At 68.5% G+C, this 23,668-nt stretch carries 24 protein-coding genes; 13 read left to right on the top strand and 11 right to left on the bottom strand.

Annotated elements, in window-relative coordinates:
- Positions 1 to 155: 155 nt before the first annotated feature.
- Positions 156 to 2,123: an alpha/beta hydrolase family protein gene (locus V3391_RS14455; protein WP_332079148.1), complete on the bottom strand. Its 1,968-nt coding sequence runs from the start codon at positions 2,121 to 2,123 to the stop codon at positions 156 to 158.
- Positions 2,124 to 2,415: 292 nt separating this feature from the next.
- Here V3391_RS14455 and V3391_RS14450 point away from each other — a divergent pair, with 292 nt between their 5' ends.
- The 3 genes from V3391_RS14450 to V3391_RS14440 all read left to right on the top strand — a co-directional run bounded on the left by V3391_RS14450 (position 2,416) and on the right by V3391_RS14440 (position 4,576).
- Complete coding sequence (locus tag V3391_RS14450) at positions 2,416 to 2,619, top strand: hypothetical protein (protein ID WP_332079147.1); 204 nt, start codon at positions 2,416 to 2,418, stop codon at positions 2,617 to 2,619.
- Positions 2,620 to 2,683: 64 nt separating this feature from the next.
- Positions 2,684 to 3,223: a pyridoxamine 5'-phosphate oxidase family protein gene (locus V3391_RS14445; protein WP_332079146.1), complete on the top strand. Its 540-nt coding sequence runs from the start codon at positions 2,684 to 2,686 to the stop codon at positions 3,221 to 3,223.
- Between the two features lie 207 nt (positions 3,224 to 3,430).
- Positions 3,431 to 4,576: an extracellular catalytic domain type 1 short-chain-length polyhydroxyalkanoate depolymerase gene (locus tag V3391_RS14440; RefSeq protein WP_332079145.1), complete on the top strand. Its 1,146-nt coding sequence runs from the start codon at positions 3,431 to 3,433 to the stop codon at positions 4,574 to 4,576.
- A 66-nt stretch (positions 4,577 to 4,642) separates the two neighbouring features.
- Here the strand turns inward: V3391_RS14440 and V3391_RS14435 are convergent, their stop codons facing one another.
- Entirely contained in the window at positions 4,643 to 5,245 is a 603-nt protein-coding gene (locus tag V3391_RS14435) for a hypothetical protein (RefSeq protein ID WP_332079144.1), read from the bottom strand.
- Between the two features lie 149 nt (positions 5,246 to 5,394).
- Here V3391_RS14435 and V3391_RS14430 point away from each other — a divergent pair, with 149 nt between their 5' ends.
- Positions 5,395 to 5,730 carry a hypothetical protein gene (locus V3391_RS14430; protein ID WP_332079143.1) on the top strand — a complete coding sequence of 112 codons (336 nt, stop codon included), beginning with the start codon at positions 5,395 to 5,397 and terminating at the stop codon, positions 5,728 to 5,730.
- A gap of 10 nt (positions 5,731 to 5,740) precedes the next feature.
- On the opposite strand, the gene V3391_RS14425 is transcribed toward V3391_RS14430, so the two are convergent.
- The 6 genes from V3391_RS14425 to V3391_RS14400 all read right to left on the bottom strand — a co-directional run bounded on the left by V3391_RS14425 (position 5,741) and on the right by V3391_RS14400 (position 12,495).
- The gene (locus tag V3391_RS14425) at positions 5,741 to 6,949 is read right to left on the bottom strand and encodes a serine hydrolase domain-containing protein (RefSeq protein ID WP_332079142.1); all 1,209 of its coding nucleotides are present in this window, start codon (positions 6,947 to 6,949) and stop codon (positions 5,741 to 5,743) included.
- 159 nt (positions 6,950 to 7,108) lie between these two features.
- Complete coding sequence (locus V3391_RS14420; protein WP_332079141.1) at positions 7,109 to 8,371, bottom strand: S41 family peptidase; 1,263 nt, start codon at positions 8,369 to 8,371, stop codon at positions 7,109 to 7,111.
- A gap of 126 nt (positions 8,372 to 8,497) precedes the next feature.
- Positions 8,498 to 8,998, bottom strand: a complete 501-nt coding sequence (locus tag V3391_RS14415) for a CIA30 family protein (protein WP_332079140.1) — start codon at positions 8,996 to 8,998, stop codon at positions 8,498 to 8,500.
- On the bottom strand, positions 8,995 to 9,975 hold the full coding sequence (locus tag V3391_RS14410) for an NAD(P)H-quinone oxidoreductase (protein WP_332079139.1): 981 nt from the start codon (positions 9,973 to 9,975) through the stop codon (positions 8,995 to 8,997). The genes V3391_RS14415 and V3391_RS14410 overlap by 4 nt, the downstream gene beginning before the upstream one ends.
- Before the next feature lie 90 nt (positions 9,976 to 10,065).
- Positions 10,066 to 10,395, bottom strand: coding sequence for a hypothetical protein (locus V3391_RS14405; protein WP_332079138.1), 330 nt, complete (start codon positions 10,393 to 10,395; stop codon positions 10,066 to 10,068).
- A gap of 189 nt (positions 10,396 to 10,584) precedes the next feature.
- Positions 10,585 to 12,495, bottom strand: coding sequence for a putative bifunctional diguanylate cyclase/phosphodiesterase (locus tag V3391_RS14400; RefSeq protein ID WP_332079137.1), 1,911 nt, complete (start codon positions 12,493 to 12,495; stop codon positions 10,585 to 10,587).
- Between the two features lie 309 nt (positions 12,496 to 12,804).
- Between V3391_RS14400 and V3391_RS14395 the strand changes: the two genes are divergently transcribed.
- Positions 12,805 to 13,353: a DUF805 domain-containing protein gene (locus V3391_RS14395; protein WP_332079136.1), complete on the top strand. Its 549-nt coding sequence runs from the start codon at positions 12,805 to 12,807 to the stop codon at positions 13,351 to 13,353.
- 24 nt (positions 13,354 to 13,377) lie between these two features.
- On the opposite strand, the gene V3391_RS14390 is transcribed toward V3391_RS14395, so the two are convergent.
- The gene (locus V3391_RS14390) at positions 13,378 to 13,725 is read right to left on the bottom strand and encodes a hypothetical protein (protein WP_332079135.1); all 348 of its coding nucleotides are present in this window, start codon (positions 13,723 to 13,725) and stop codon (positions 13,378 to 13,380) included.
- 65 nt (positions 13,726 to 13,790) lie between these two features.
- The gene (locus tag V3391_RS14385; RefSeq protein WP_332079134.1) at positions 13,791 to 15,986 is read right to left on the bottom strand and encodes a DUF5916 domain-containing protein; all 2,196 of its coding nucleotides are present in this window, start codon (positions 15,984 to 15,986) and stop codon (positions 13,791 to 13,793) included.
- A gap of 249 nt (positions 15,987 to 16,235) precedes the next feature.
- On the opposite strand from V3391_RS14385, the gene V3391_RS14380 reads away from it, so the two are divergent.
- From V3391_RS14380 to V3391_RS14370, 3 genes are all read left to right on the top strand, one after another.
- Positions 16,236 to 17,432 carry an FAD-dependent monooxygenase gene (locus tag V3391_RS14380; protein ID WP_332079133.1) on the top strand — a complete coding sequence of 399 codons (1,197 nt, stop codon included), beginning with the start codon at positions 16,236 to 16,238 and terminating at the stop codon, positions 17,430 to 17,432.
- 161 nt (positions 17,433 to 17,593) lie between these two features.
- Entirely contained in the window at positions 17,594 to 17,827 is a 234-nt protein-coding gene (locus V3391_RS14375) for a hypothetical protein (RefSeq protein WP_332079132.1), read from the top strand.
- A gap of 233 nt (positions 17,828 to 18,060) precedes the next feature.
- Entirely contained in the window at positions 18,061 to 18,393 is a 333-nt protein-coding gene (locus tag V3391_RS14370; RefSeq protein ID WP_332079131.1) for a hypothetical protein, read from the top strand.
- 209 nt (positions 18,394 to 18,602) lie between these two features.
- Here the strand turns inward: V3391_RS14370 and V3391_RS14365 are convergent, their stop codons facing one another.
- A complete protein-coding gene (locus tag V3391_RS14365; RefSeq protein ID WP_332079130.1) occupies positions 18,603 to 18,941 on the bottom strand; it encodes a hypothetical protein in 339 nt (112 codons plus the stop codon).
- Positions 18,942 to 19,347: 406 nt separating this feature from the next.
- Between V3391_RS14365 and V3391_RS14360 the strand changes: the two genes are divergently transcribed.
- The 5 genes from V3391_RS14360 to V3391_RS14340 are packed head-to-tail and all read left to right on the top strand — an operon-like array spanning position 19,348 to position 23,656.
- On the top strand, positions 19,348 to 20,007 hold the full coding sequence (locus V3391_RS14360; protein ID WP_332079129.1) for a thermostable hemolysin: 660 nt from the start codon (positions 19,348 to 19,350) through the stop codon (positions 20,005 to 20,007).
- The gene (locus V3391_RS14355) at positions 20,004 to 21,494 is read left to right on the top strand and encodes an AMP-binding protein (protein ID WP_332079128.1); all 1,491 of its coding nucleotides are present in this window, start codon (positions 20,004 to 20,006) and stop codon (positions 21,492 to 21,494) included. Before V3391_RS14360 ends, V3391_RS14355 begins: the two co-directional genes overlap by 4 nt.
- Positions 21,491 to 22,171, top strand: coding sequence for an iron-containing redox enzyme family protein (locus V3391_RS14350; protein WP_332079127.1), 681 nt, complete (start codon positions 21,491 to 21,493; stop codon positions 22,169 to 22,171). Before V3391_RS14355 ends, V3391_RS14350 begins: the two co-directional genes overlap by 4 nt.
- Positions 22,171 to 23,010, top strand: a complete 840-nt coding sequence (locus V3391_RS14345; protein WP_332079126.1) for an SDR family oxidoreductase — start codon at positions 22,171 to 22,173, stop codon at positions 23,008 to 23,010. Before V3391_RS14350 ends, V3391_RS14345 begins: the two co-directional genes overlap by 1 nt.
- Entirely contained in the window at positions 22,991 to 23,656 is a 666-nt protein-coding gene (locus V3391_RS14340; protein WP_425497266.1) for a hypothetical protein, read from the top strand. Before V3391_RS14345 ends, V3391_RS14340 begins: the two co-directional genes overlap by 20 nt.
- Positions 23,657 to 23,668 lie beyond the last annotated feature (12 nt).

Below are 23,668 nucleotides of genomic sequence, written 5' to 3'. Positions count from 1 at the left end.
CGCCGCTCGCATCTGGTTACAACCTTTGGTACTGCGATGGCGAATCCTGGGTCTTCCTTTTGCAGTATTACTGCGACTCCAGGGGTAACTGCATACCGCTTTAAGTTTGTTGAATAGGCCGCGTAGACACGCGGCCTATTTTTACGCGGGATCGCTCATCGCCCCGCGTCTCGATGAGCCGCTTGTTTCGCGACCGCGCCGCCCAGATGCGTCGACAGAAATTCCAGCAATCGCGTGTAGAACTCGCGTCGGTGCGGCTCGGTGTAGAAGCCGTGTCCTTCGTTGGGGTAGTAGAGCGTTTCCACCGGCACGCCATTGCGCTTGAGTGCGCGTTCCATACGCTGGCTGTGCGCCAGCGGCGCGCGCAGATCCTGCCCACCTGCCGCCAGGAGCACCGGAATCCGGATGCGGTCGGCGAGCGTGGTCGGCGAGCGTGCCGCCAAGGTGTTGCGCGCGCCCATCCATTCGCCTGCCCACGTGCGGCCAGAGCGGCTGGCGGACTGGTCGCGATGTACCATCCCCAGATCGTAGACCCCCACGTAGCCGACCGCGCACTTGTACAGATCCGGCTCGCGCGCCGCGCCCATCAGTGCCGCGTAGGCACCGTAGCTCGCGCCGTAGATGCAGATGCGATCGGCCTGCGCGATCCCGGTCTCCACCGTCCAGCGGGTGGCATCGGTGAGATCGTCCTGCATCGCGCCGCCCCACTCCTGCGCGCCGGCATCGAGATGCGCGCGGCCATAGTTGCCCGAGCCCCGGTAGTTCACGCGCAGCACCGCGTATCCCGCGGCCGCGAGCACTTGGCTGTCCTCGTCGAAACCCCACTGGTCGAACACGCCGAACGGCCCGCCATGCGGCAGCACGACCAGCGGCGCCGGACCTGTCGTGTCGCGCGGCACGGTCAGATAGCCGTGGATCTGGCGGCCATCGCGCGCGGCGAATGCCACCTCGCGGCTGGCCAGCATGTCCGCCGGATGCAGCCACTCGCGCTGCGCGAAGATCCGGCTGCCGGTCTTGGCCACGGTGTCGAACAGGAAGTAGTCACCGCTGTTGCGATCGCTCCATAGCGACACCAGCGCCAGTCGTCCGTCTCCACTGGTCGATGTGATGCGGATCGCATCACCATCGAATGCGGGCTCCAGACTGCGATAGAGACGCGCGGTGGGATGCGCGTTGTCGAAGAACCGGTTTCGCACGCGGTCGGTCATGAACGATGCCCCGATCGGCGTGCGCCCATCGAGCGCGTAGAGAATTCCGTAGGGGTCCACCTTCGCGTCGCGCAGCAACTCGGTGTAACGGTCGGTGACGGGATCCCAGGCCACGATCGCATCCGGCCCGTCGGGCTGTTCGATCTGCAGATACGCCACGCGGCCGTCTTCGGAAAACCCCAGCGCGTAGGTATTCCGGCCAGCCGACGCGCTCGCGTCGATCTGCCGCCATGGGCTGCCGTCGTCTTCGCGATAGAACAGCTTCTGCACGTTGTCGGCATTCGCGCCGGACGCGAAGCGCACGCGGCCCTGCGCGTCGGCCAGAAACTTCGCGCGCCGCACGGGGACCATCGCCACCGTGTCGCGCCGGCCGGTGTAGATGTCGAGCCGCTCCACGCGCACGTTGGGGGCGCTGATCTGCGGGACCGCCGAGACCAGCACCTTGCGGCTGTCGCCGGGCAACGTGTCGAACAGGTAGACCGAAGGCTCGAGCAGCAACTGCACCGTGGTATCCAATGGTCCGCGCGCGCCGAACGGGCTGGCCAGCAATCGCGGATGGCTACCGTCGGCATTCACCGCGTGCAGTTCGCCGATCGAACTCGGCTCGTCGCGCGACCCGCGCTTGCTGGCGAGTGCGACCACGATGCGCTCATCGTTCGCCCACCAGAAATCCTCGACCACCGAATCGCGCTTGCCGACGACCTTGGCCGTCGGCACGTTGTCGGACGCGCGCACCACCGCCAGCGCGGTACGGTCTTCGAGCGCGGTGATCACCGCGTAGTAGTCACCGTCGGGCGATATCTTCACGCTCTGGAACTGCGGCTGCCGCAGATACGGCGCCAGATCCACTGCAGATGGCTGCGCCCACACTACGACCGGCACGATGCACAGCAGCACCGCCCACACACGACGCATCCAACGCGCCATAACGCCCCTGTCCTTTTTCTTCCCCGCGGCCATCTTGGCGACACCGCGATTCGGTGTCCATGCCTCCGACCGTGCAGGCCACGTCGCCCGATGGCCGCCGGCGACATGAAGCCTGCCTGTCGATGCATCGCCTCGCCGCGCATGAATGCTGTTGCGTCGCTCGGGATTCACGGCAGCGGGTGCAGCGTCCCGGTTCCACGCAGTCCGCCGGATCCGGACGTCTGCGTGTCTGATGCCACAGACGCTGCCCTTCCCTCACCACTCGATACAGGACACCCCCATGGGACTTCTCAGAATCGCCGCCGCTGGCGCACTCGGTTACTTCGCCTACCAGGCTTGGCAGCGCCGCGCATCCGCCGCGCCCGGGATCGAAGACGAGGCGCCGGCGCGCACGGACCGTCCGCTGGTCACCGATGTCTCCGACGACGCCAACCGCGCGTCCTACGACGACGCGACGGCCACACCGGGCGCCAGCGCGCACTGACGCGTCCGTCTGCCACGCGCCGCGCCATCCACAGCGACTCGCACTTCATCTTCCGGAGACATCCATGGATTCGATCAACCGCAACCAGCCCGAACACAACCGCGAGGATCTCGCCGGCACCGATGCCGCTGCGCGCATCCGCGACATGACCAAGGACGCAGAGTCGTGTTTCTTCTGCACCACGCCGTTGTCTGGCAGCGAAACCGGCGGCACGCGGCCGATGGCGATCGAAGAGGCCGACGCATCCGGTGCACTGTGGTTTCTCAGCGCGTCCGACAGCCACAAGAACGCCGAGATCGAGGCCGACCCCGCCGTGCGCCTGTACTTCCAGGCCTCGAAGCACTCGGGCTTTCTCGCCCTCGACGGCCACGCGACGATCAGCCGTGATCGCCAGCGTATCGAGGACCTGTGGAATCCGATCATGAAAACCTGGTTCACCGGGGGCAAGGACGACCCGCGCATCACCGTGATCCAGGTGAAGCCGACCGGTGGCTACTACTGGGACAACAAGCACGGCGATTTCGTCGCCGCGTCGAAGATGGTCGTCGGTGCCGCGATCGGCAAGACGCTCGACGATTCGATCGAAGGCCGCGTCTCGCCCTGACCGCAGTGCACCGGCGCGACGGAGCGGGGTCCAGCCCCGCTCCGTCGCGCCGGCGACTGAACGCCGCAATCACGATTCAGGACGTGCACCGCGCTACACCATCGCGCTCACACGCCCGGCCGTACGCTGCGCAGGCGGACTCCCCCTCTCCGCCTGGCGCCTCTCTTGAAATCCTTCAGCTCCCTGTTCCGCCGGCATGCGCCGGCGATGACCGCACTGGTCCCGAAATCCGTGCTCGACCGCGGTACTGCCGGTGCGCAGCAGATCCAGACCACGATCCAGGATGCGCTGTCGTCGGCGGGCATCCGCGCCGATGGCAATGCGACCGGCGTGCAGAAGACGATCCAGGACGCCCTGCAGCAGGCCGGCCTCCTGTCGCCGGACGCCGCTTCCGCGCAGGCCTCACCTGCGCACGACGAGACCTCGGGCCCGGATCGGCCGAACACGCGCCTGCATGGCGCCGAGCCGACGACACGCACCGCGCGCGGCACGACCACCGAGCACAGTTACAGCAACCACGCCGGCACGCGCAGCTACACCCTGTATGTGCCGCCGGCGCTCGCTGCGGCCGATGCCGCCGTCGCGCCGCTGATGATGATGCTGCACGGCTGCACGCAGACACCCGCGGACTTCGCGGCCGGCACGCGTATGAACGCCCTTGCCGATGCGCACGGTGTGATCGTGGCGTATCCGGCGCAGACCGCGCGCGACAACGGACAGAAATGCTGGAACTGGTTCCGCAGTGAAGATCAGGCGCGTGATGCCGGCGAACCGTCCATCCTGGCCGGCATCGTCGACGACATCGCCCGCCGTCATCGTGTGGATACGCGCCGCGTCTATGTCGCGGGACTGTCCGCCGGCGCGGCCATGGCGGTGATTCTCGGTCGCACCTATCCCGAAAAGTTCGCCGCCGTCGGCGCGCATTCGGGTCTGCCCTTCGCCGCGGCGACCGACGTGCCCGGCGCATTCGCCGCAATGCAGGGCCGCAGCACGCGGCCCGAAACGCGGACCCAGGCAGATGCGCAGCGCGTGCCGACCATCGTCATCCACGGCACGGCCGACCACACCGTGCGGCCCGACAACGGCAGCGCGATCGTGGCCGATGCGACCGCCGGCACCGCGACGGTTCCACCGCTGCGCGCGGAGGTGTCGGGCACCACGAAGATCAACGGCCGCGAATGCACGCACACCGCGTTCGTCGATGCCGAAGGCCACGCCCGCGTCGAGCACGTGCTGATCACGGGCGCCGGTCATGCGTGGAGCGGCGGCGATCCGTCAGGTAGCCACACCGATGCCAAGGGCCCGGATGCCTCCGCGCTGATCCTCGCGTTCTGCCTGCGTCACCCGCACTGACGCCATCCGGGCAGCCGAAGCTGCCCGGATGTGCTGCATGACATTCGCGGTGCTATCGCCGCGGCATCAGGGCCCGCACTGCCAGCGACCTTCGAGGGTGCGGCTCGCGCCATCGGCGCGCAGGTAGGTCAGCGTGGCTGGACGCGGCGGCGATTCGCCACCGCCGATTGCCGCGCCGGTTTCTTCGATGCGGATCGTTTTCCCCTGACCGGTGAACGTCGGGTTCTGCGTCATCCCGTCGAAGCCGCCAGGCGCTCGCACGGGTTCGACATAGCCGGCAACTTTCACGACGCCCTGCGCGGGATCCTGCGACCCGACGACGCCCACCGCGTGCAGCAGCGGCGGCCGGCCGTCTTCGGAGAAACTGCAGGCGAGCTCACCTTGGAGATTCGCGCCGGTCACGTCGGCTTCGGTCAAGGTGTCGAGCACGATCTGCGATCCATCGCCGCCCACGGTGCCGCCCGCGGCCACGGGCGCAGGTGTGGCAGGCTCGGGTGCGACTTCGTCGGCAGCCGTCGGCGTCGGCGCAACTGCAGGCACATCGGCCGCCGGTTCGGCTGCATCGTCGGCCGGCGAGCACGCGGCGAGCAATGCGGTCGAGACGATGGCGATGGCCAGCGCCTTCGCGATGGCGGCGGGTGGGAGCGCAGCGGGTGTCGGCTGGGACATGCAGACCTCGTACATGACGGCCGCGCACATCGGCGGCCCGGAACACCGATCCTCGCGGCGCAGACCTTCGCATGCCGTGAAGCGCACATGCGCAGTGCACACGCGACCTGTGTCTAGACTCGCGCGTCACCGCATCACGCGCACATCGCATGCCGCAACTGCTCACACCGGACGGCCGCTATCTCATCGTGCGCGGTCGGCTGTGGCGCGCGAGCAATCCCGGGCTGCCGGAGGCGGAACGCCGGCGCCTGGTCGATGCGCTGATGGATGCGCGGCGTGCGGTGAAAGACGCGAAGCAGGCGGATGACGCCACTGCCCTGACGCAGGCGCGTCGCGACGTGGATGTCGCGAAGCACGCACTCGGCGAACGCGGCCCCGTGTGGTGGCGCGATGGCACGCCGGACTACAACCGGCATCTGGCCAAGAATTCGCCGTATGTCGACTGGTACGCAGAACGCAGCGCGCACACGGACGCGTCCGGTTGATCGTGCGCCCTCAGGCTTCGGGCATGTCCGCCTCCACGGCATCCGCGAGACGCAGGACATCGCCGACGAAATCCGCGTAGTCGTCGCCGGGAAACGCATGCGTCTCCCGGCGGTGGATGAGCCGCACCGCCACGATGTCCTGGGCAGGCACGATCACCAGATGCTGGCCCAGATAGCCGTTCGCGGCGTAGGCACGTACCGGCCCACGGGCTTGCGTGAACATGTCGCTGAGGCGGATGCCGCGTCCGGTGATCTCTTCGCCGTATCGCGCCGGCCACGCCGGCCCGAGTCGCTGTGCCAGGAAATCCGTCAGCGCGATCCGACTGCCGAACTGCATGCCGGCGGTGGCGAGCAGTGCATCGCGCACATCCGGAGCGACGGCCTTGTCCGCGAGGAAGGCGCGCGCCTCGTCCTTGAGCGTGTAGCGCTCCCACGCGGCATGTCGCCACCACAGCAGGCCGACCTCAGGCGAACGCGCGCTTTCCGCCGTCAGCATCGCGGTGAAATCCTCGCCCAGAATGCGTCGGCCATCAGGCGCGATGCCCTTGTCCAGAATCAGACGCCCGAGTCTGGCGAGATCACGGGCCGACAGGGCGAGCCCGGCCATGCCCATCGGTGTGCCCGCGGCATCGCGCATCCACGTGTAATCGGTGATGCCCAGTGGCGCGAAGATCCGCGCGGCGACGTAGCGGTCGATCGGCTCGCCGGCCAGCGCGCCGACGATGCCGGTCAGCAGATTCGTCGCCTTGTTGTTGTAGGCGAAGGTCGTGCCGGGCGCGCTCGTCAGCTCCGCTGCCAGCGCGAGTTGCACGAGGTCCGGCGCACTCTCGAGTTCGACTCCCGCGTTCGGCACGTTCTGCAGGCCCGACGTATGGTCGAGCAGCATCCGGATCGTGATCTCACGCTTCCTGCCCTGCGCCCATTCGGGATACACGGTGCTGACCGGCTGGTCGATGGAGCCCAGCTTGCCATCCTCGATCAGCAGTCCGATCGCCAGTGCGACGATCGATTTCGTGGCGGACATCAGTGCCACCGGTTCTGCGGACGTGGCCGCTTCGAACAGCACCGTGTCGCCACGCAGGACCAGAACCGCGTCCGAATGCGAGGCCGCCGCTTTCGATTCGATGGTCGCGAGCGCATCGGAGACCTGCGCCGCATTCGCTGCAGGGATGCCCGATGCGGCACAACAAAGAATCGCGGTCGCAAGAAAGATGCGCATTCGAATTTCCTGTCCGATCAACGACGCGCATGTTGACTACAGATGTAGTCAACATGCAGTGCCGAAGGTCACGGAGGGCTATTCGCGCCCAGACGCACATCACGCGATCGCCGCTGATGCTTGCGATCGCGTCCGGTGCTGGTGCGGAACATCCTCCGCTCAAAGCTGCTGCGATTTCAGCCACTCCGTAGCGATGTCGATCGCGGTCTGCGCATCGTCCACCTGCACGTCGGGCGGCACGCCGTCCGGGTACGCCGCGCCCGCGCGATCGACGAACGCCGCGGTCGTCAGCATCAGCACGCTGCCATCGGGCAGCGGGAATGTCTGGTTGGATGTCGCCAGTCCGGCGGTGGGCGTTCCGAAGAATCGCGTCCGGTCGCGTCGCTTGAATGCGATCGCGACCGCTTCGCCCGAACTCGCGGTGCGGGCACCGATGAGCACCGCCACCGGGACGTGGAGGAGGTCCGCGCTGCAGGCATCGATCGGTCGGGGCTTCCATGGGCTCGACGCGCCCGCACGATCCTTGAACGCGCCGATGTGTACATCGCCCAGCAATGGGCGCAAGCCTGCGAGCATCGGCCACATCGCGCCACCGCCGTTTTCGCGCAGGTCGACGATCCAACCGGAAGACGCCGCCGCGCTGTGCGACTCGATGGCCTGGCACAGGGCAGCGCTGATGATCCGGCCGGCCTCGCGATCGGAACCGCGCACGCCCGGCACCCGGACGTAGCCCACGCCATCGCGCACGTGCGCGTCGATCGACTGCGTCGCGACAGCACCGGCGCGATAGTCCGCCGCCGCTCGCCTGGGCAGGAGTGCACTGTGCCGGTCGCCGAGCGCTTCGAGCACCGCTTCGATGTGCGCGTGCGCTTCCTGCGCAGGCGCGTCCTTCAAGGCCGGTGTCAAACGACGTGACTGCGCCGCCCAATCGACACGCGCGGTATCGAGCGCGTGCGCGCGGATTATCGAGATCGCCGTCTCCAGCAGCGCGTAGGCGGAACCGGTATCCCGCGCCGGCTCCAATGCCGTCAGTCTCAATGCAGTGGCGCGCACGGCACCCGCCGACTGCAGTGTGACCCCGGACTTCAGATGCGTGGCGTCCATCGGGATGTACAACTGGAGCGTGCGCGGCTGTGCACCGTTCTGCAGCGTGACGGGGCGGCTGCCCGTGCTGAAAACGCCAGACGTCCGGCAGGCCCGTCCGCACGCAACCACAGCGCCGCTGCGCCCGCACCGTGCGTGACCTCGAGCACGCCAGACAGTTCGACTTCGCGACCACGGAACGCCGTCGCATCCACAGAGGTGATCGCGCCGGATCCCGCTGGGCCTGTCACCTCGGTCGACAGTGTCACCGTCGCGCCGCCGGGTGCACTCGGGTCGCCCGCGGCCTGCACGACCGATGTCGGGTGCATCGGCGACCACGGGACCGCGGCGTGTGCAATGAAACTCCACAGCAAGAGCGCAAGCAGACATCCTGTCCGACGCATCCGGTGACCGTGCCCGTGTCCGAAGCCAGCGCGCATCGTAGCGGCCGCGGGCGTCGCTCTGCTATCCGGCCACCGGCCTGATCCACGCGACGTCCAGCGCGAAGTCACCGGCCTGGCCATCGCCGATCAGCAATCCGATTTCTTCGACCTTCGACAGATCCAGCGTCGGGCCGTCGAGCACGGTGCCGCGATACGTCGGCTGCATGTCGGCGAACGCGACGTCCGCTTCGATCCAGTCGCCGGCGCGGGTCTCGAAGTTGCCACGCCAGGACACGTTCGAACCGCGATGGCGTGCATCGGTGGCGATGCGCAGCTGGTAGGCGCGGCCATCGCCGCGGACGCGCAGCCGCATCGCGGGCACGCCGTGGAGATCGAACGCGCCGCGGGCACGGATCGAGGCGAAGCCGCCGTTGTCCTCCAGCGACGTGGCGCCGCTGAAATGCAGCACGCCCGCACGTACCTCGACGCGACTGCGGGAGTGGCCACCCATCACATCGTCGTCGAGCGTGGTCCAGTGCGCGTTGATCGCGCCGACGGGAAGCCCGGCAGGCGTCGCGCTCATGCGACCTCCAGCACGACCTTGCCGAAGTGCTCGCCGCTTTCGAGATACGCGTGCGCGGCGGCGGCTTCGGCCAGCGGGAACCTGCGATCGATGATCGCGTTGACGCGTCCGTCGGCGATCCACGGCCAGACGATGCGCTCGACGGCGACGGCCAGACGCGCTTTCTCGTCGGCGCTGCGCGGACGCAAGGTGGAGCCGGTGAGCACGGCCTGCTTCTGCATGATCTTCATCACCGGCACCTGCAGCACCGGGCCGCCGAGCGTCGCGATGTAGACGATGCGGCCTTTCGGATTCAGCGCGTCCAGCGTGGCGTCGAACGTCGGCGCGCCGACCATGTCCAGCGCCACGTCGATGCCGCTGTGTTCCTTCGCGATCGCACCGAACTCCATCGTCGAGGTATCGACGGACACGTCCGCGCCGAGTGCACGGGTCCGCGCCGCCTTGTCGGCGCCGCGGCTGCTCGCCAGCACGTGTGCGCCGGCGGCCTTGGCCATCTGGATCGCGGCCACGCCGATGCCCGAGGTCGCGCCATGCACCAGCAGCCATTCGCCCGGCTGCAGCGCGCCGTGTTCGAACACGTTGGCGTAGACGGTGAACACCGTTTCCGGCAGCGCCGCGGCATGGGCCCAGTCGAGGCCGTCCGGGATCGGCAGCACGTGGCGCGCATCGGCCACGGCGTACTCGGCATAGCCGCCCCCGCCCAGCAGCGCGCAGACGCGATCGCCTTCCTGCCAACGCCCAGCGCCACGCACGATTTCACCCGAGACTTCCAGCCCCAGCGTGTCGGGTGCGCCGGGTGGGGGCGGATAGGTGCCGCCGCGCTGGGCGATGTCCGGGCGATTGACGCCTGCCGCGCGCACGCGGATGAGCACTTCGCCGTCTGCGGGCACCGGCCGTGGCCGCTGCACCGGATGCAGCGCGGCGGCGTCCCCCGTGCCACCCCGGATGGCGATGGCGGTCATGGTCGGCTCTGGCATGGCGGGATCCTGCGATCGCGAGCGGGGCTCGCAGAGGGCGCCACCGTAAACGCGCAGGCGTTGCGATCAGGTGTTGTCTGATCTCCGACCTCAGTTGATCGACTGCCCCGGGCTGGGCGTGTGGTTCGCCCGGTAGCGCGTGACGATCAGCATCTCCACCCCGTGCACCCGGCCGATCGAGCGTGCCTCGTAAAGTTCCAGGGTGTCGGCGCGTCGCAGACGACACCAGCGCTTGAAATGCACCGCCCAGGCCCGATCCGGGGGCCGATTGCTCCGCGCCAGAAAGTCCTCCAGTGCGAACGTCTTCGACTCGCGGCCCATGGGGCTCGCTTCCCAGAACGGGATGTCCAGCAGCCAGTTGTATGTATCAGGCACGTCATCACCCGTTGCTTCCAGCCGGGCGCTCGAGGCGCCCGGCATCGTAGAGCGGCCGTCGTGGCCGCTACGGAGAACACCGCCTTACCGTCGGCTTCGTCTGCCTGGTGTTCCACATTGCGCAATGGATAGGCGCCGGACTGCCTGCACACGGTTCGTCCGACGCGCGTCGATCATGGGTTCATTGACGCCTGGCTTTCGTTACGAATTTCTGCGCGCCGGTCCGCGGCCGCCTCACCGGGACGGCAGCGACTCCGATTCCACGGGGGCCTTCAGCACCTGGCACAGCGCCGCATTCGGCATCGCCTTGCCGTACAGCCAGCCCTGCAGGCGATGCACCCCGGCGGCCGCCAGCGAAGCGGCCTGCGCCTGGGTCTCGACACCTTCCGCGATGACCTCGATTTCGAACGCGGCGGCGAGGCCGACCACCGCCCGCACGATGGCCAGATCCGCCGCGCTGTCGGGCATGCCTTCCACGAAGCTGCGGTCGATCTTCAGCGCATCCACGGGCAGGCGCTTGAGGTAGACCAGCGAAGCATACCCCGTCCCGAAATCGTCGATCGCCACCTGCACGCCCATCTCTCGCAAAGGCCGCAGGATGTCGAGTGCATGGTCGATGTCGCGCATGAGCGTGGTTTCGGTGAGTTCCAGACTCAGTCGTGCGGGATCGAGCCCCGACGCGTCCAACGCGGCCCGTACGTCCTCCAGCAGGCCGGATTCGTCGAACTGTCGTGCCGACACATTCACCCGCACGCTCGGCGCGGTGCCTGCCGCGTTGGCCGGCCAGGTCGTCGCATCCTGACAGGCCTGACGCAGCACCCAGCGTCCGACGTTCACCATCAGGCGGGACGGCTCCAGGACTCCGATGAACTCGCCTGCCACACGCAGCTGCTCTCCCGAGCGCCAGCGCAACAGCGCTTCGGCCGCCACCCACCGGCCGTGTCCTGCGTCGTATTCGGGCTGGTAGTGCAGCTCGAACTCGCCGTTGGCGAATCCGTCACGCAAGGCGCGCTCGAAGCGCAACGCCTCCACCAGCGAGGCATGGTGTTCGGTGTCGTAGATCGCGTAGCCGAACCGACCGGCTGCGCGCGCCTGCGCGGCGGCCTCTTCGCCCTGCTGCAACAGCAGCAGGGCATCCTGGGCAACGGCCTGCTCGGCCACCGCGATGCCGATGCTCGCACCCGGATCGACATCGGCGTGGTGCCAGTCCATCGACTCGAGCGTCGTGAGGATGGACTCGGCCAGACGGATCACGGTCCGCTTCGCCGGGTGGGTGCTGACCAGGAAACTGAATCCCTCGGCGCTGGTCCGCGCGAGCTCGGTGTCGTTGCCCATCAAGGAACGCAGGATCTGCGCGACGCGCCCCATCACCTCGTCCACACTCGGCGCACCTGGCGACCAGGCCACCCCTCGGCTCACGTCCATCTGCACGTGCACGATGGCGAGGATCTCGTTCTTGCGAAGCGGGCCCCCCAGAAAGCGCTGCCGGATCAGCTCGGTCATGTAGTCGCGGTTCGGCAGACCGGTTGCGCCGTCATGGAGCCGCAGATGCTCCACCTCGGCCTCGGCCCGTCGCCGCCGGGCGATCTCGAACGCCATCGCCACGTAATCGCCCATGCTCGCGGCGAACGTGGTTTCTTCGGGCGACCAGGTGCGTGCGCCCTCCAGACTTTCATGGCAGATGACGCCCTGCAGCTCGCCACCGACGAAGGCCGGCGCGTCGAGCACACCATGGATGCGGTGGCGTTGCAGGTAATCGCGCAGCGCGAGATGCGAACGCGCCATCTCGGCGTCGCGCTGCAATTCGTCTACTTCCAGTGTCCGTACATCCTTGAACGGCGCGATGTAGTCGTCCTCGTCGAGCGGCAGCGTTTCCAGCGCGTCGAACGGGGCGCTGAGGCCCGACTTCGCGTCGTAGACGTGCAGGCAGCGCAGGCAGGACGCGGTGGCCTCGTAGTTCCATACGCTCACCCGCTCGATCTGCAGCGCGCTGGCCGCGGTCTGGCAGATCGCCCCGATGGCCGTCTCGAACGTGCACTCGGGGCTCCAGACCTGGCGCGTGAGGGCAACCAGCGCGCGCGTGAACCGCTCGCTCGCATTCTCTGCATCGGGTTGCAGCGCCGACGAGGGGACGGGCTTGAACATCTGCAATGTCACTGGACCACCCCCGCGGGTCGAGGCGTAACGAGTCCATCCGGCGGATGCCCCGAGCGCTCGTTCAGCACAGTACGCCTAAAGCAGGCGCATAGTCCCGCGCGCGCGGCGTACCGATCTGCGCGATGCCTGTTCCCACGACAGCGCCGCCCTGGGCCCCGCCTGGATGACGCCCGGACTCCACAGCGCCCTGGCCCCGTGGCGGCCGAATGTCGGCCCCGTGTCGGCTCCGGATCGTAGCGCGATGCCGCGCGGCGGCGGGATGATGGGCGCCATCCGGGATCCACGAGCGAGGCACCCATGCAGATCGACAGCGTTTACCTCCGCGAGCTGCGGACCGGCCGCCGCTGGTCGCAAGAGCAACTGGCCGAGCTCAGCGGCCTGAACCTGCGGACCATCCAGCGGCTCGAATCCGGGGCGAAGGTATCGACCGAATCCCTGCGCGCCCTCGCAGCCGTGTTCGAAGTGCCAGCCGAGCGCCTGTTGCTGGGCACGCCCGCACCCTGCCAACCCGCGATCGCGGCGATGCGCGACGGCGTGCTGCGCGGCCTGGAGTTCACCGGCACCACCGGGCGCGCGGACTTCTGGTGGTTCGCGCTCGCGGTGACGATGGTGCTGGCGCTCGCCGGTCTGCTCGGCGAGGCGACCGGCCCGCTGCCGTTGCAGCTCGCATCGCTGGTCGTGCTGCTGCCCTGGATCGCGGCCTGCACCCGGCGCCTGCGCGATGCCGGTTTCAGCCCGTGGTGGCAACTCATCAGCCTGGCGCCGGTCGGCGGCCTGCTCGTGCTGCTGTGGCTGCTGAGTTACCCGACGAAATCCGGGGCACCGCTGGTCGCATCCGCGGGTTGAGGCGGCGCGCCGGCCCGTGCGCGCTCAATACCCGCTCGCCTCGTACTCGCGCAGGAACACCTCCAGCGGCACCAGCGCCTTCGGCGGCAGGTCTTCGTCCAGCAGCGGCGCGGTGTGGCGACGTGCGCCGATCCAGCGCGCCATGAACCGCTTGGCCTGCGCCGGCGACGCCGCGGTGCCGACGTATTCCCTGCGCCGCCACCTGAGCCAGTAACGCCCGCCCGGATACACCGCGCCGACCGTTTTGCCCTTCCACATCAGCATCGTGACGCCGGCGCACTCGCGCCAGTCGTAGAGCAGCGGAATCGTGCGCGGCACGCGCCGCGCCACGCCGATCTCTTCCCGCAGCAAGGGGTTGGTCTGCCATTCCATGGCCGCAGCGTGGCCGGTGGCCGCCTCAGCGGCTGAGACGCGGCGCGCCCGGCTCGCGATGCGCGCTACAGCTCGAAGCGGTAGCTCAGCTTCACCGCCAGCTGTTCGTCGTCGCGCAGCGACAGGCTGTCGAACAGAGCGTCGCCGACGCCGTCGCTGCCCGGCTGGCGCGCGAAGCCGCCGCGCGCGTAGACCACGTACAGATACGACAGCGGCGCCAGCTCGTAGCGGTAGCGCACCTGGAAGCCGAGATTGCGCACGTTGAAATCGTCGATGGCATCGGCGCCCGCGATCGCGTTGCCGGCCGGATCGAAACGCCACGCGCCGGTGGCGCGCGCGCCGATGCCGATGGCCTGCAGCTTCACGCGCAGTTCCTGGCGAGCATCGACCGTCCAGTCCATGCCTGCGCTCAACCGCGTTTCGCGACCGTCGAACGCACCGACCAGTCCGGGTTCGACCGGCCCCTGCCAGATCAGCCAGTCCGGCCGCCGGATCGCGACGACTTCCGCGTTCAGGCGGAACGCATCGCTGACGAAATACGTGCCGCCCAGCCAGCCCGCATAGCCGATCGCGTCGTTGCCGGCGAGGCCACCGCTGAAGACTTCGGCGCCGTACCCGGGCGCCCAGTTGCCTTCGCGTGGGCGCTCGTACTCGTAGGTCGCGCTGAAGCTCTCCGGCAGCTTCACCAGCCCGTTGCCGCGCAGCAGCAGATCGTTGACGCCGGCGCTTTCGATTTCAAGCTGGGCGTCGCCGGTGCCGCCATTGCGCAGCTGGCTCTGGCGGCGCATGCGGAACTGGTCGTTGAGCTTGTCGCCGCGGTCGTTGTGACTGGTGCTGATGCGCCAGCGCCAGTCGACGGACGCATTGCGCGCGGTCTCGGGCAGATCGGTGAAGCGCTTGCGGACTTCCCAATGCAGGTAGTTGGTGCTGTTGCGCGACAGATAACCGAAGTCGTTGATCTCCAGCGCGTCGCCGAAGTGCATGGCAATCCACTGCTGGCGCCAGCCGTCGTCCATCTCGTAGTCGGCCCACAGTGTCGCGCCGACATCCTGCTCGGTGTCACCGGCCTGTTCGATGCGGCTGCCGAGCAGGCGCGTGCGCACATTCCAGCGCGCGGTCGGGCGCCAGTTGTGGTCGACGCCGAGCACGGTCGCCTCGCGCGCGCGGAACGGATCGTCGACGCGGGTCAGCATCGCGCCCAGGTTCTGCGATTCGAAATCGCGCACCAGCCGCAGCGCCTGGTAGGCGCGTCCGGTCGGGCCGTCTTCCTCGGCCACGAACACGCCGTAGTTCGCGCGGCCCAGGCTGCCGTTGAACTTGACCGCCGCCTGGATGTCGCCGGTGCTGCCCACGCGCCGCGTGTAGAGCTGCTGGCTGAAATCGGACGGCGTGGTCAGCTCGAAGATGCCCTGGTTTTCGGTGAAGAACGGCCGCTTGTCGCTGATGAAGGTTTCGGTGGCGCTGAAGTTCACCACCAGATCGTCGCTTTCGACCTGACCAAAATCCGGATGCACGGTGGCGGCGAGCTGGAAACGGCTGCTCGGTTTCCAGAACACGTCGACGCCGGCATTGAAGTCCCGGCCCTTGCGCACGTTGTCATACAGGCCCGACGCATACGGCGTGACCGCGAGCAGCGACTGGCTGTACTGCTGCACGGTGATCGGCGCGAAGTCGGACAGGAAGCGCGGGCGCTCGAAGCTCGCCACCGGCCAGGCCATGCGTTCGCCGGTGGAGCCGATCACGCGCGCGAGAAACACCTTGAGCGTGCGCTGCCCGTCCACGCCGTCGCGCATCGGCGCGGTATGCCAGGGAATCAGCAGCTCGACCGACCAGCCGTCGTCGTCCTCGGCCACGGCATGGCGCCACTGCCCGTCCCAGTCGCTGTTGAAATCGTTCTGGTTGGTGATGATCTCGTCGGCGATACCGCCGCTCGCACTCACGGTGAACGCGTACCCGGTGCGCCCGTCGCCGTCGAAATCGACGAAGACGTTGACCCGGTCCACCTGCTCGTCGAAATCCCGCTGCACCTTCTGCCGCGAGCGCGCGACCTCGGGCGGCTGCACGTTGCGGAACGCCACGGCCAGGCCTTCCGGCGTCGCCAGCACCCACGCTTCGGTGGGCAGGGAACCGGGTTCGCCGGTCAGCGGCTGCACCCTGCGGAAGTCGACGATGTGCTGCGCGCCCGTCCATTCGTCGGGGTCGATCCGCCCGTCGATCTCGACCGCGAACGCAGGCGCGCACGCGAGCGCGAGCGCGGCCATTACGCAGCGGATGAACCCTCGACCCACACCCCTCTCCCTCGATCCCCTCGGAACGACGCGCAGGCTAGCCGCGCGCCCGGCGCGCAGCGCCTGCCATCGGTCATGGCGACTTCCGGGGACAGGGCGTTGCCGCAATGCAGCGCGGCGACCGGCGATCGCCAGACGGCTCCAGGCCACCGGTCACGCCCTCACCCGCCCTAGCCGAAGCACCGCGGATGCTGGCGCCTCCCGCCCCGGATACGCCCCCCCATGACGCGACGCATCCTGATCACCGGCGCCAGCATCGCCGGCAATACCGCGGCGTGGTGGTTGGGCCGGTCCGGCTTCGACGTCACCGTGGTCGAGCGTGCACCGGCCTTCCGCGATGGCGGGCAGAACGTCGACATCCGCGGCGTCGGCCGTGAGGTACTGCGCCGCATGGATCTGGAACAGGCCGCGCTCGATGCCGGTACCGGCGAGACTGGCACGGCATGGGTGGATGCACGGGGACGGATCGTCGCCAAGGTCGTCGCACCGCCCGGCGAAGACGGCCCGACGGCGGAAATGGAAATCCTGCGCGGCGATCTGGCGAAACTGATCCACGCGCCGGCGCAGCAACACGCCACCTTCCGTTTCGACGACTGGATCACCGCCCTCGACGACAGCGCCGAGAGCGTACGCGTGACCTTCCACAGCGGCACCACCGAACGGTTCGATCACGTGCTCATCGCCGAGGGCGTCGGCTCGGCGACGCGCGAGCTGGTGTTTCCCGGCGACAACGACCCGCGCTGGATGGACATGCTGTGCGCCTACTTCACGATTCCCGGGCAGGCCGATGACGACCGGCTGTGGCGCTGGTACACCGCGACCGAGCGGCGCAGCGTGAGCCTGCGGCCCGATCCCTACGGCACCGCGCGCGCAACGCTGACCGCCCTGCAACAGCCGGGCGACGAGCAGGACTGGCCGCGTGAACGCCAGCAGGCCTGGCTGCGCGAACGCTTCGCCGATGCCGGCTGGCAGACGCCGCGCGTGCTCGCGCACATGGCGACCACCGACGACTTCTACTTCGACGTGCTGCGCCAGGTGCGCATGCCGCGCTGGTCGAAAGGCCGCGTGGTGCTGCTCGGCGACGCCGCCTGGTGCGTGACCCCACTCGGTGGTGTCGGCGCCACGCTGGCGGTCACGGGCGCGTACGTGCTGGCCGGCGAGCTGGCCCTGCAAGACGATGCGCGGGCCGCCTACGACGCTTACGAACGCGCCATGCGGCCGATGGTGGAACAGGCCCAGGGCATTCCGAAGTTCGGGCCCCGCCTGCTGCATCCCAGTACCCGCGCCGGCATCGCGGTGCTGCATCGCGTGCTGGCGGTGGCGACCCGGCCGGGGCTGATCAAACTGTTCTCGCGTGTGTTCGCGTCCAAGCCGAAGACGCCCGACCTCTCGCGCTACGCCGCGTTGCCGAAGCGCTGATCGCGCGCGTGCCGGATCGCTCGCCGTCGGACGGCCAGGCGCGTCTCAGCTTCTGAGACGCACATCCGGACACTGCTCGCCCTGGGCAGTCTGGCGCCGCCCGGGCCCGACGCGACGCCATCATTCGCGCCCCTTTTCAGGAACTGCGGCAAGGATTCGATTTGAGCCTGCTCACCGACATCGAAGGCCAGATCCTCTTCATGCATTCCCAGGGCAAGCGCCCGCGACGCATCCAGGTTCCGCTGCGCCTGCGCCCGGAACTCGAATTCTCCATGCGCCGCTCGCAATCGGCCCGTCGCGATGACGAAATGCCGCTGCACATCATGGGTGTCATGGTCTATTTCGAAGGCGAGTCGGTGGAAATCGAGTCCGACAGCGGGGCCAACTTCGGATAATCCGGCTCGGGCTTGTTCATGAACAACCGCACGCCGAGCGCGTTTGCGGGTCGAACACGGTGCGCACCCCAAACCGCCTTCGCGCACAATGCCGACACGCGGCACGCAAGGTAGCGGGCCCGCTCACGCTTCCTGGCGCCGCGCAAGCGTCCCACCGGGAAGATGGCGTCACGACACGGATGCAGTGCGCGTGCGCCAATGCGCGGCTTGGCGCAGCCAGATCGGGAGGCATCGTGGAATCGCGAGACTATGCAACCGCGTCGCTGGCCGAGCTGGACGAAGAGCTCGAACGTCTGGCGCGCCTGAGCGCGTCGCCCGAGACCCTGCAGACGACCTTCGACCGATCCGCCGATGCCATGCGGTCTCTGATCTCGTCCGATTCGAAACCCTGGCTCGAGGAACGTCTTGCAGAGGTGGCCGATAAATTCTGCGGGCCCATGCGCCAGACCGGGATCGAAGACAAGGGTGACGAACCGGCCGCGTGTGAACTCGTCGAACTGATCGCGGCGCCGCTGGCGAACGTCTTACCCGAAGACCCGCCCGACTCGGCGTCGCTTCCGGCTTGACCCCGCCCACTGCGCACGAGGTGCGCACGACGGTCGTGCTGCCAACGTCGATACGGTGGCTGCGCGGCGTTGCATCCATACCGGTCTGGTGGGCCTGGGTGTCCCGCACGTTTCAGAGCGGTCGCCGGCTTCGCGTGTGCGGATCGCGCATCGTCAACGTCCGTGATCTCGACCTTGGCCTCGAACGCAGAGCTGCCCGGGATCGGTCTTCAGTTGGACTCGTTACTCGCCCGCCGCCGCATCAGCAGCACCATCTCGATGCCGCAGAACGCGGGCAGCGCGCGGGCATCGTAGAGCTCGAGTGCCTCCAGCCGGCGAACGCGGCACCAACGCCGGAAATAGACGTACCACGCCTGCGCGAGCGAGAGATTGCTTCGCTCGAGAAAATCCGAGAGCGCGAATTCGCAGGATTCATGCGTGGCCGACACTTCCCAACAGGAGAGATCGGAGATCCAGTCGAAAGAAGGCGCGTTTCGGCTGACTGGAGGCGCGGTGACACTGGCCATCTGGATTGCATCATTCCGGCCGAACATGCGGCCCAGCTGCACCTTACGCTCTATTCAGCTTTCGTTTCGTGCGAGTGCGCACAGAAAGATGGGACCTGCCATTCGCTTTCCATAACCCCGGCACGCCTTTTGAAGACCGGCGATCGTGCTGCTCTCGAGCCGGCGTCAAGTACGCCGCGATTGACCGGACGTGACACGCTCCAGCGAGACAGCAGCGGGTAATCCGAAGACGCATGTGGTTACCCTGAATCGAGCGCACGGGTGTGTGCGTCGACGTGCGTGTGTCGACGATCAGAGCATTGAACCGCAGGCCGATGCGTGGCGCGGTGTGGATCGCTTAGAACCCGTGTCGATCTCGTGTCACCTGCCGACACACCCGCGTACGTGGAACGAAGTCCTAACAACCGCCTAATCGAGCGGTAATCCGGCGTCCTCAGCATGCCGCCGCATGGACAGTCTCAAAGCGCCGCACACGGCCACGCCCTGGACCCGTTGGGATCGCGTCGAACCCGACGACCCCGCGCGCGCCGAGGTCGAAAGCTTCATCAGTCACGTGTATCGGGCGCGCTACGGCGCGCACCTGCGAAGCTTCCTGCCGCATCTGCTCGCGTTCCGGGACGACGCCGGGCGCCTGCAGGCCGCGGTGGGGCTGCGCATCGGCACCGAGGGGCCGCTGTTCGTCGAGCAATACCTCGATGCGCCGGCGGAACGCGCCATCGCTGCGGCAGGCCGCGGCCCTGCAACGCGGGACGAACTGGTCGAAGTGGGCAATCTCGCCGCATTGCGTGGCGGCGATGCGCGCGCCCTGATCGTGCATCTGACCGGCACGCTGCACGCGGCGGGTCTGCGCTGGGTGCTGTTCACCGCGACCCGCCAGTTGCGCAACGCCTTCGATCGCCTGCATCTGGATACCGTGGCGCTCGCCGACGCCGACCGCACCCGCCTGCGGGACGACGCCACCGACTGGGGGCGCTATTACGAAGTGCAGCCGCAGGTGCTGTTCGGCGATCTGGCCGCCGGCCATGCCTTCCTGCAGACACGCAACCGGCACGAACTGCCGCAGCGCGCCGCTCTTCCGACCCTGGATGCACTGGAGGCGCAGGCATGAGCGATTTCGCCGACATGCTGCAGACCCTCGGGACTTCGCGGGTGTGCGTGCTCGCCGGTGCCGGCACGCTCGACGGTCCAGGCCTGCGCGCACGCGCTCTGGCCGTTGCCGAAGCATTGCACCGGTGCGATGCACGCATCGTCGCCAGCCAGCTCGACAACGGTCCGGACTGGCTCGCTCTGGATCTTGCGTTGCGCGCGCACGGCCTCGTGCACGTGCCGATCCCCACGTTCTTCAGTCAGGCGCAGGTGGCGCACGCACTGGGGCGCAGCGGCGCGGATCTGCTGGTGACCGCAGACGACGGCGCGCGCCACGACGACGCGGCGCTGCTGATCGCAGGCTTGCGGGCACGCGTACTCGCGAGATCGCAAGCCGCGCCGTTGCCGACAGGCACCGCGTGCATCACCTTCACCTCCGGAACCACCGGACAGCCGAAGGGCGTGTGCATCGATGCGCCGGCCTTGCTGACGGTTGCAGGTGCTCTGGCGCACGCATCGCAGCCACTCGCCCCGGCACGGCACCTGTGCCTGATGCCGCTCTCGACGTTGCTGGAGAACATCTCCGGCCTGTACGGCGCCCTGCTGTCGGGCGCCGACATCGCCGTGCCGTCGCTGGCCGAGATCGGCTACAGCGGTGCGGCCGGACTCGATGTCGCACGCCTGGTCGCGTGCCTGCATCGCTACGCGCCCCACAGCATCATCCTCTTCCCGCAGCTGCTGCTGGCCCTGGTCACGACGGCCGAACAGGGCATCGCACTGCCGACATCCCTGCGCTTCGTCGCGGTGGGGGGTGGACGGGTCGGACCTGCGCTTCTCGCGCGCGCCGCTGCGCTCGGCTTGCCGGTGTTCGAAGGCTACGGCCTGAGCGAATGCGTCTCCGTCGTCGCCCTCAATCGACCCGGCGGAATGCGTCCGGGCAGCGTCGGCCGCCCGCTGCCGCATGCGCACGTGTCGGTGCTCGACGGCGAACTCCACGTCGCCGGCGTGCGCTGCCTGTCCTATCTGGGCGAGAACGCACCGCCACCGGGCGCGATCGCGACGGGCGATCTGGGCCATGTCGACAGCGACGGGTTCGTCCACATCACCGGTCGCCGCAAGCACATGTTCATCACCGGATTCGGACGCAACGTCTCGCCCGAGTGGGTCGAGAGCGAACTGCTGCAGCATCCGCTGTTCGCCCAGGCGATCGTGGTCGGCGAAGCGCGTCCCTTCAACGTCGCCGTCGTCTGGCTGCGGCGACCCGACGCCGATCCCGGGACCGTGCAGCGCGCACTGGATGCGATCAATGCCGGCCTGCCCGACTACGCACGCGTGAGCCGCATCGTCCGCGCAGACCGTCCGTTCTCTTCGACAGACGGCCTGCTCACCGACAACGGCCGCCCACGTCGCGACGCGATCGCGCGTGCGTATGCCGATGCGATCGCGCATGCGTATCACGACGCCAGCGCGTCTCCACCGTCTTCTCCCGCACAGGAACTGCCCGCATGACCTTTCACGAACGCCTGCTCGCCGACACCACGGATGCGCGCGCCACTCTCGTCACGCTGCCCATCATCCAGCGCGCCCTCGCCGGCGACATCCCGCGCGAGACCTACATCGACTTCCTGACCCAGGCCTATCACCACGTGCGCCACACCGTGCCGCTGCTGATGGCATGCGGTGCGCGTCTGCCCGCGCGACTGGAGTGGCTGCGCACCGCGATCGGCGAATACATCGAAGAGGAGATGGGCCACCAGGAGTGGGTGCTCGACGACATCGCCGCCTGCGATGCGGACCGCGCGGCCGCCGCGGCGTCCGAGCCATCACTGGCGACGGAGCTGATGGTCGCCTACGCCTACGACACCATCGCACGCGGCAATCCGGTCGGCTTCTTCGGCATGGTGCTGGTGCTCGAAGGCACGAGCGTCGCGCTGGCGACACGTGCGGCCACCAGCATCGAAACCTCGCTGGGCCTGCCGCGCACGGCGTTCAGCTATCTGCTGTCGCACGGTGATCTCGACATCGAGCACGCCGGCTTCTTCGAGGGCCTGATGAACCGCCTCGACGATCCGGACGACCAGGCTGCGGTAGTCCACGCGGCGCGGCGCTTCTACGTGCTCTACGGCAACGTCTTCCGGTCCTTGCGCACGTCCGACGTGGATGTGCGCCACGAGGAGGCTGCGTGATGAAACTCGAAGGGCGGACCGTCCTGCTGACCGGGGCCACCGGCGGCATCGGCGCGGCACTGGTGGCCACACTCGTCGCGCGCGGTGCGCACGTACTGGCGGTCGCGCGGCATGCGGATCGGTTGAATGCGCTCGCCCGCAGCCATCCGGCGGGCGCGGTCACGCCGTTCGCCGCCGATCTGACCGAGCCCGCCGACCGCGCATCCCTGCTCGCGCACGCGCGCACGCTGCTGCCGTCGCCATCGGTACTCGTGCTCGCGCATGCCCGGCCTGCATTCGGGCTGTTCCCGGCTCAGAGTGATGCCGAGTTCGATGCGCTCGTGCGGACGAACCTCACCGCCCCGATGCAACTGATCCGCTGCCTGCTGCCGGTGTTGCAGGCGCATTCGCAAGCCGCCGTGCTGGCCGTGGGTTCGACCTTCGGCAGCCTCGCGTTCCCCGGATTCTCGGCCTACAGCGCGAGCAAGTTCGGCCTGCGCGGCCTGATCGAGGGGCTGGGCCGCGAGCATGCGGACGGCACGGTGCGCTTCCAGTACATCGCGCCGCGGGCCACCCGCACTCCGTTCAATGCACCCGCCGTGGATGCGTTGAACCGGGCACTCGGCACGCACGTGGACGAACCGGCTGCAGTCGCCGATGCCCTGGTGCATGCCATCGAACGCGGCACGCGTCGTCGCCAGCTCGGCTGGTCCGAAGCGCTGTTCGCGCGCATCAACGCGTTGCTGCCGGCACTGGTCGACCGCAGCCTCGCCAAGCAACTCCCGCTGATCCGCCACCATGCCGGTGGCGCACCCTCCGCCGTCTCCCAGGAGCACCGCCATGATCCGCTTCCGCACTGAACGCCGCGCCGCCGCCCTCCTCGCGGCGTGCCTCCTCATGCCCGCGCTTGCGCCCGCTGCCGAACCCGCCGCGCCCGTGGCAGCCGTGCGCGATCAGTGGGCACAGGCTGCGTACGTCACACCGAAGGCCCAGCGCGGCGCTGCACTGGTGGCGCTCGCCGGCCGGTCCGAAGCGCTGGTCGCCGCGCGACCACGCGATCCCGATGCGCTGATCTGGGACGGCATCGTGCGCTCCAGTCTCGCCGGCGAGCGGGGGGGACTCGGCGCACTATCGCTGGTGAAACAGGCGAAACGCGACTTCGAGGCGGCGATCGCACTCGATGACACCGCACTCGGCGGTGCGGCGCACACCAGTCTCGGCGCGCTGTACTACCAGGTCCCGGGCTGGCCGGTCGGGTTCGGCGACGACGCCAAGGCGCGCGAGCATCTGCAGCGGGCGCTCGCGATCGATGCGACCGATATCGATGCCAACTATTTCTACGGCGATTTCCTGCGTGACCAGGGCGACTGGTCCGGTGCCGCAGCCGCGTTCGAAAAGGCCATCGCCGCACCGGCGCGTGCCGGACGGGAGGTCGCCGACCGCGGGCGTCGCGCCGAGGCCACGCGCAAGCTGGCCGAGGTGCGCCGGCACCTTGCCAGCCGCTGACGCCCGCCACAG

Source organism: Luteimonas flava (assembly GCF_036584485.1).
Lineage (GTDB): Bacteria > Pseudomonadota > Gammaproteobacteria > Xanthomonadales > Xanthomonadaceae > Luteimonas > Luteimonas flava.
The sequence above is the reverse complement of the archived record's forward strand: the minus strand, read 5'-3'. Positions and strand labels throughout refer to the sequence as shown.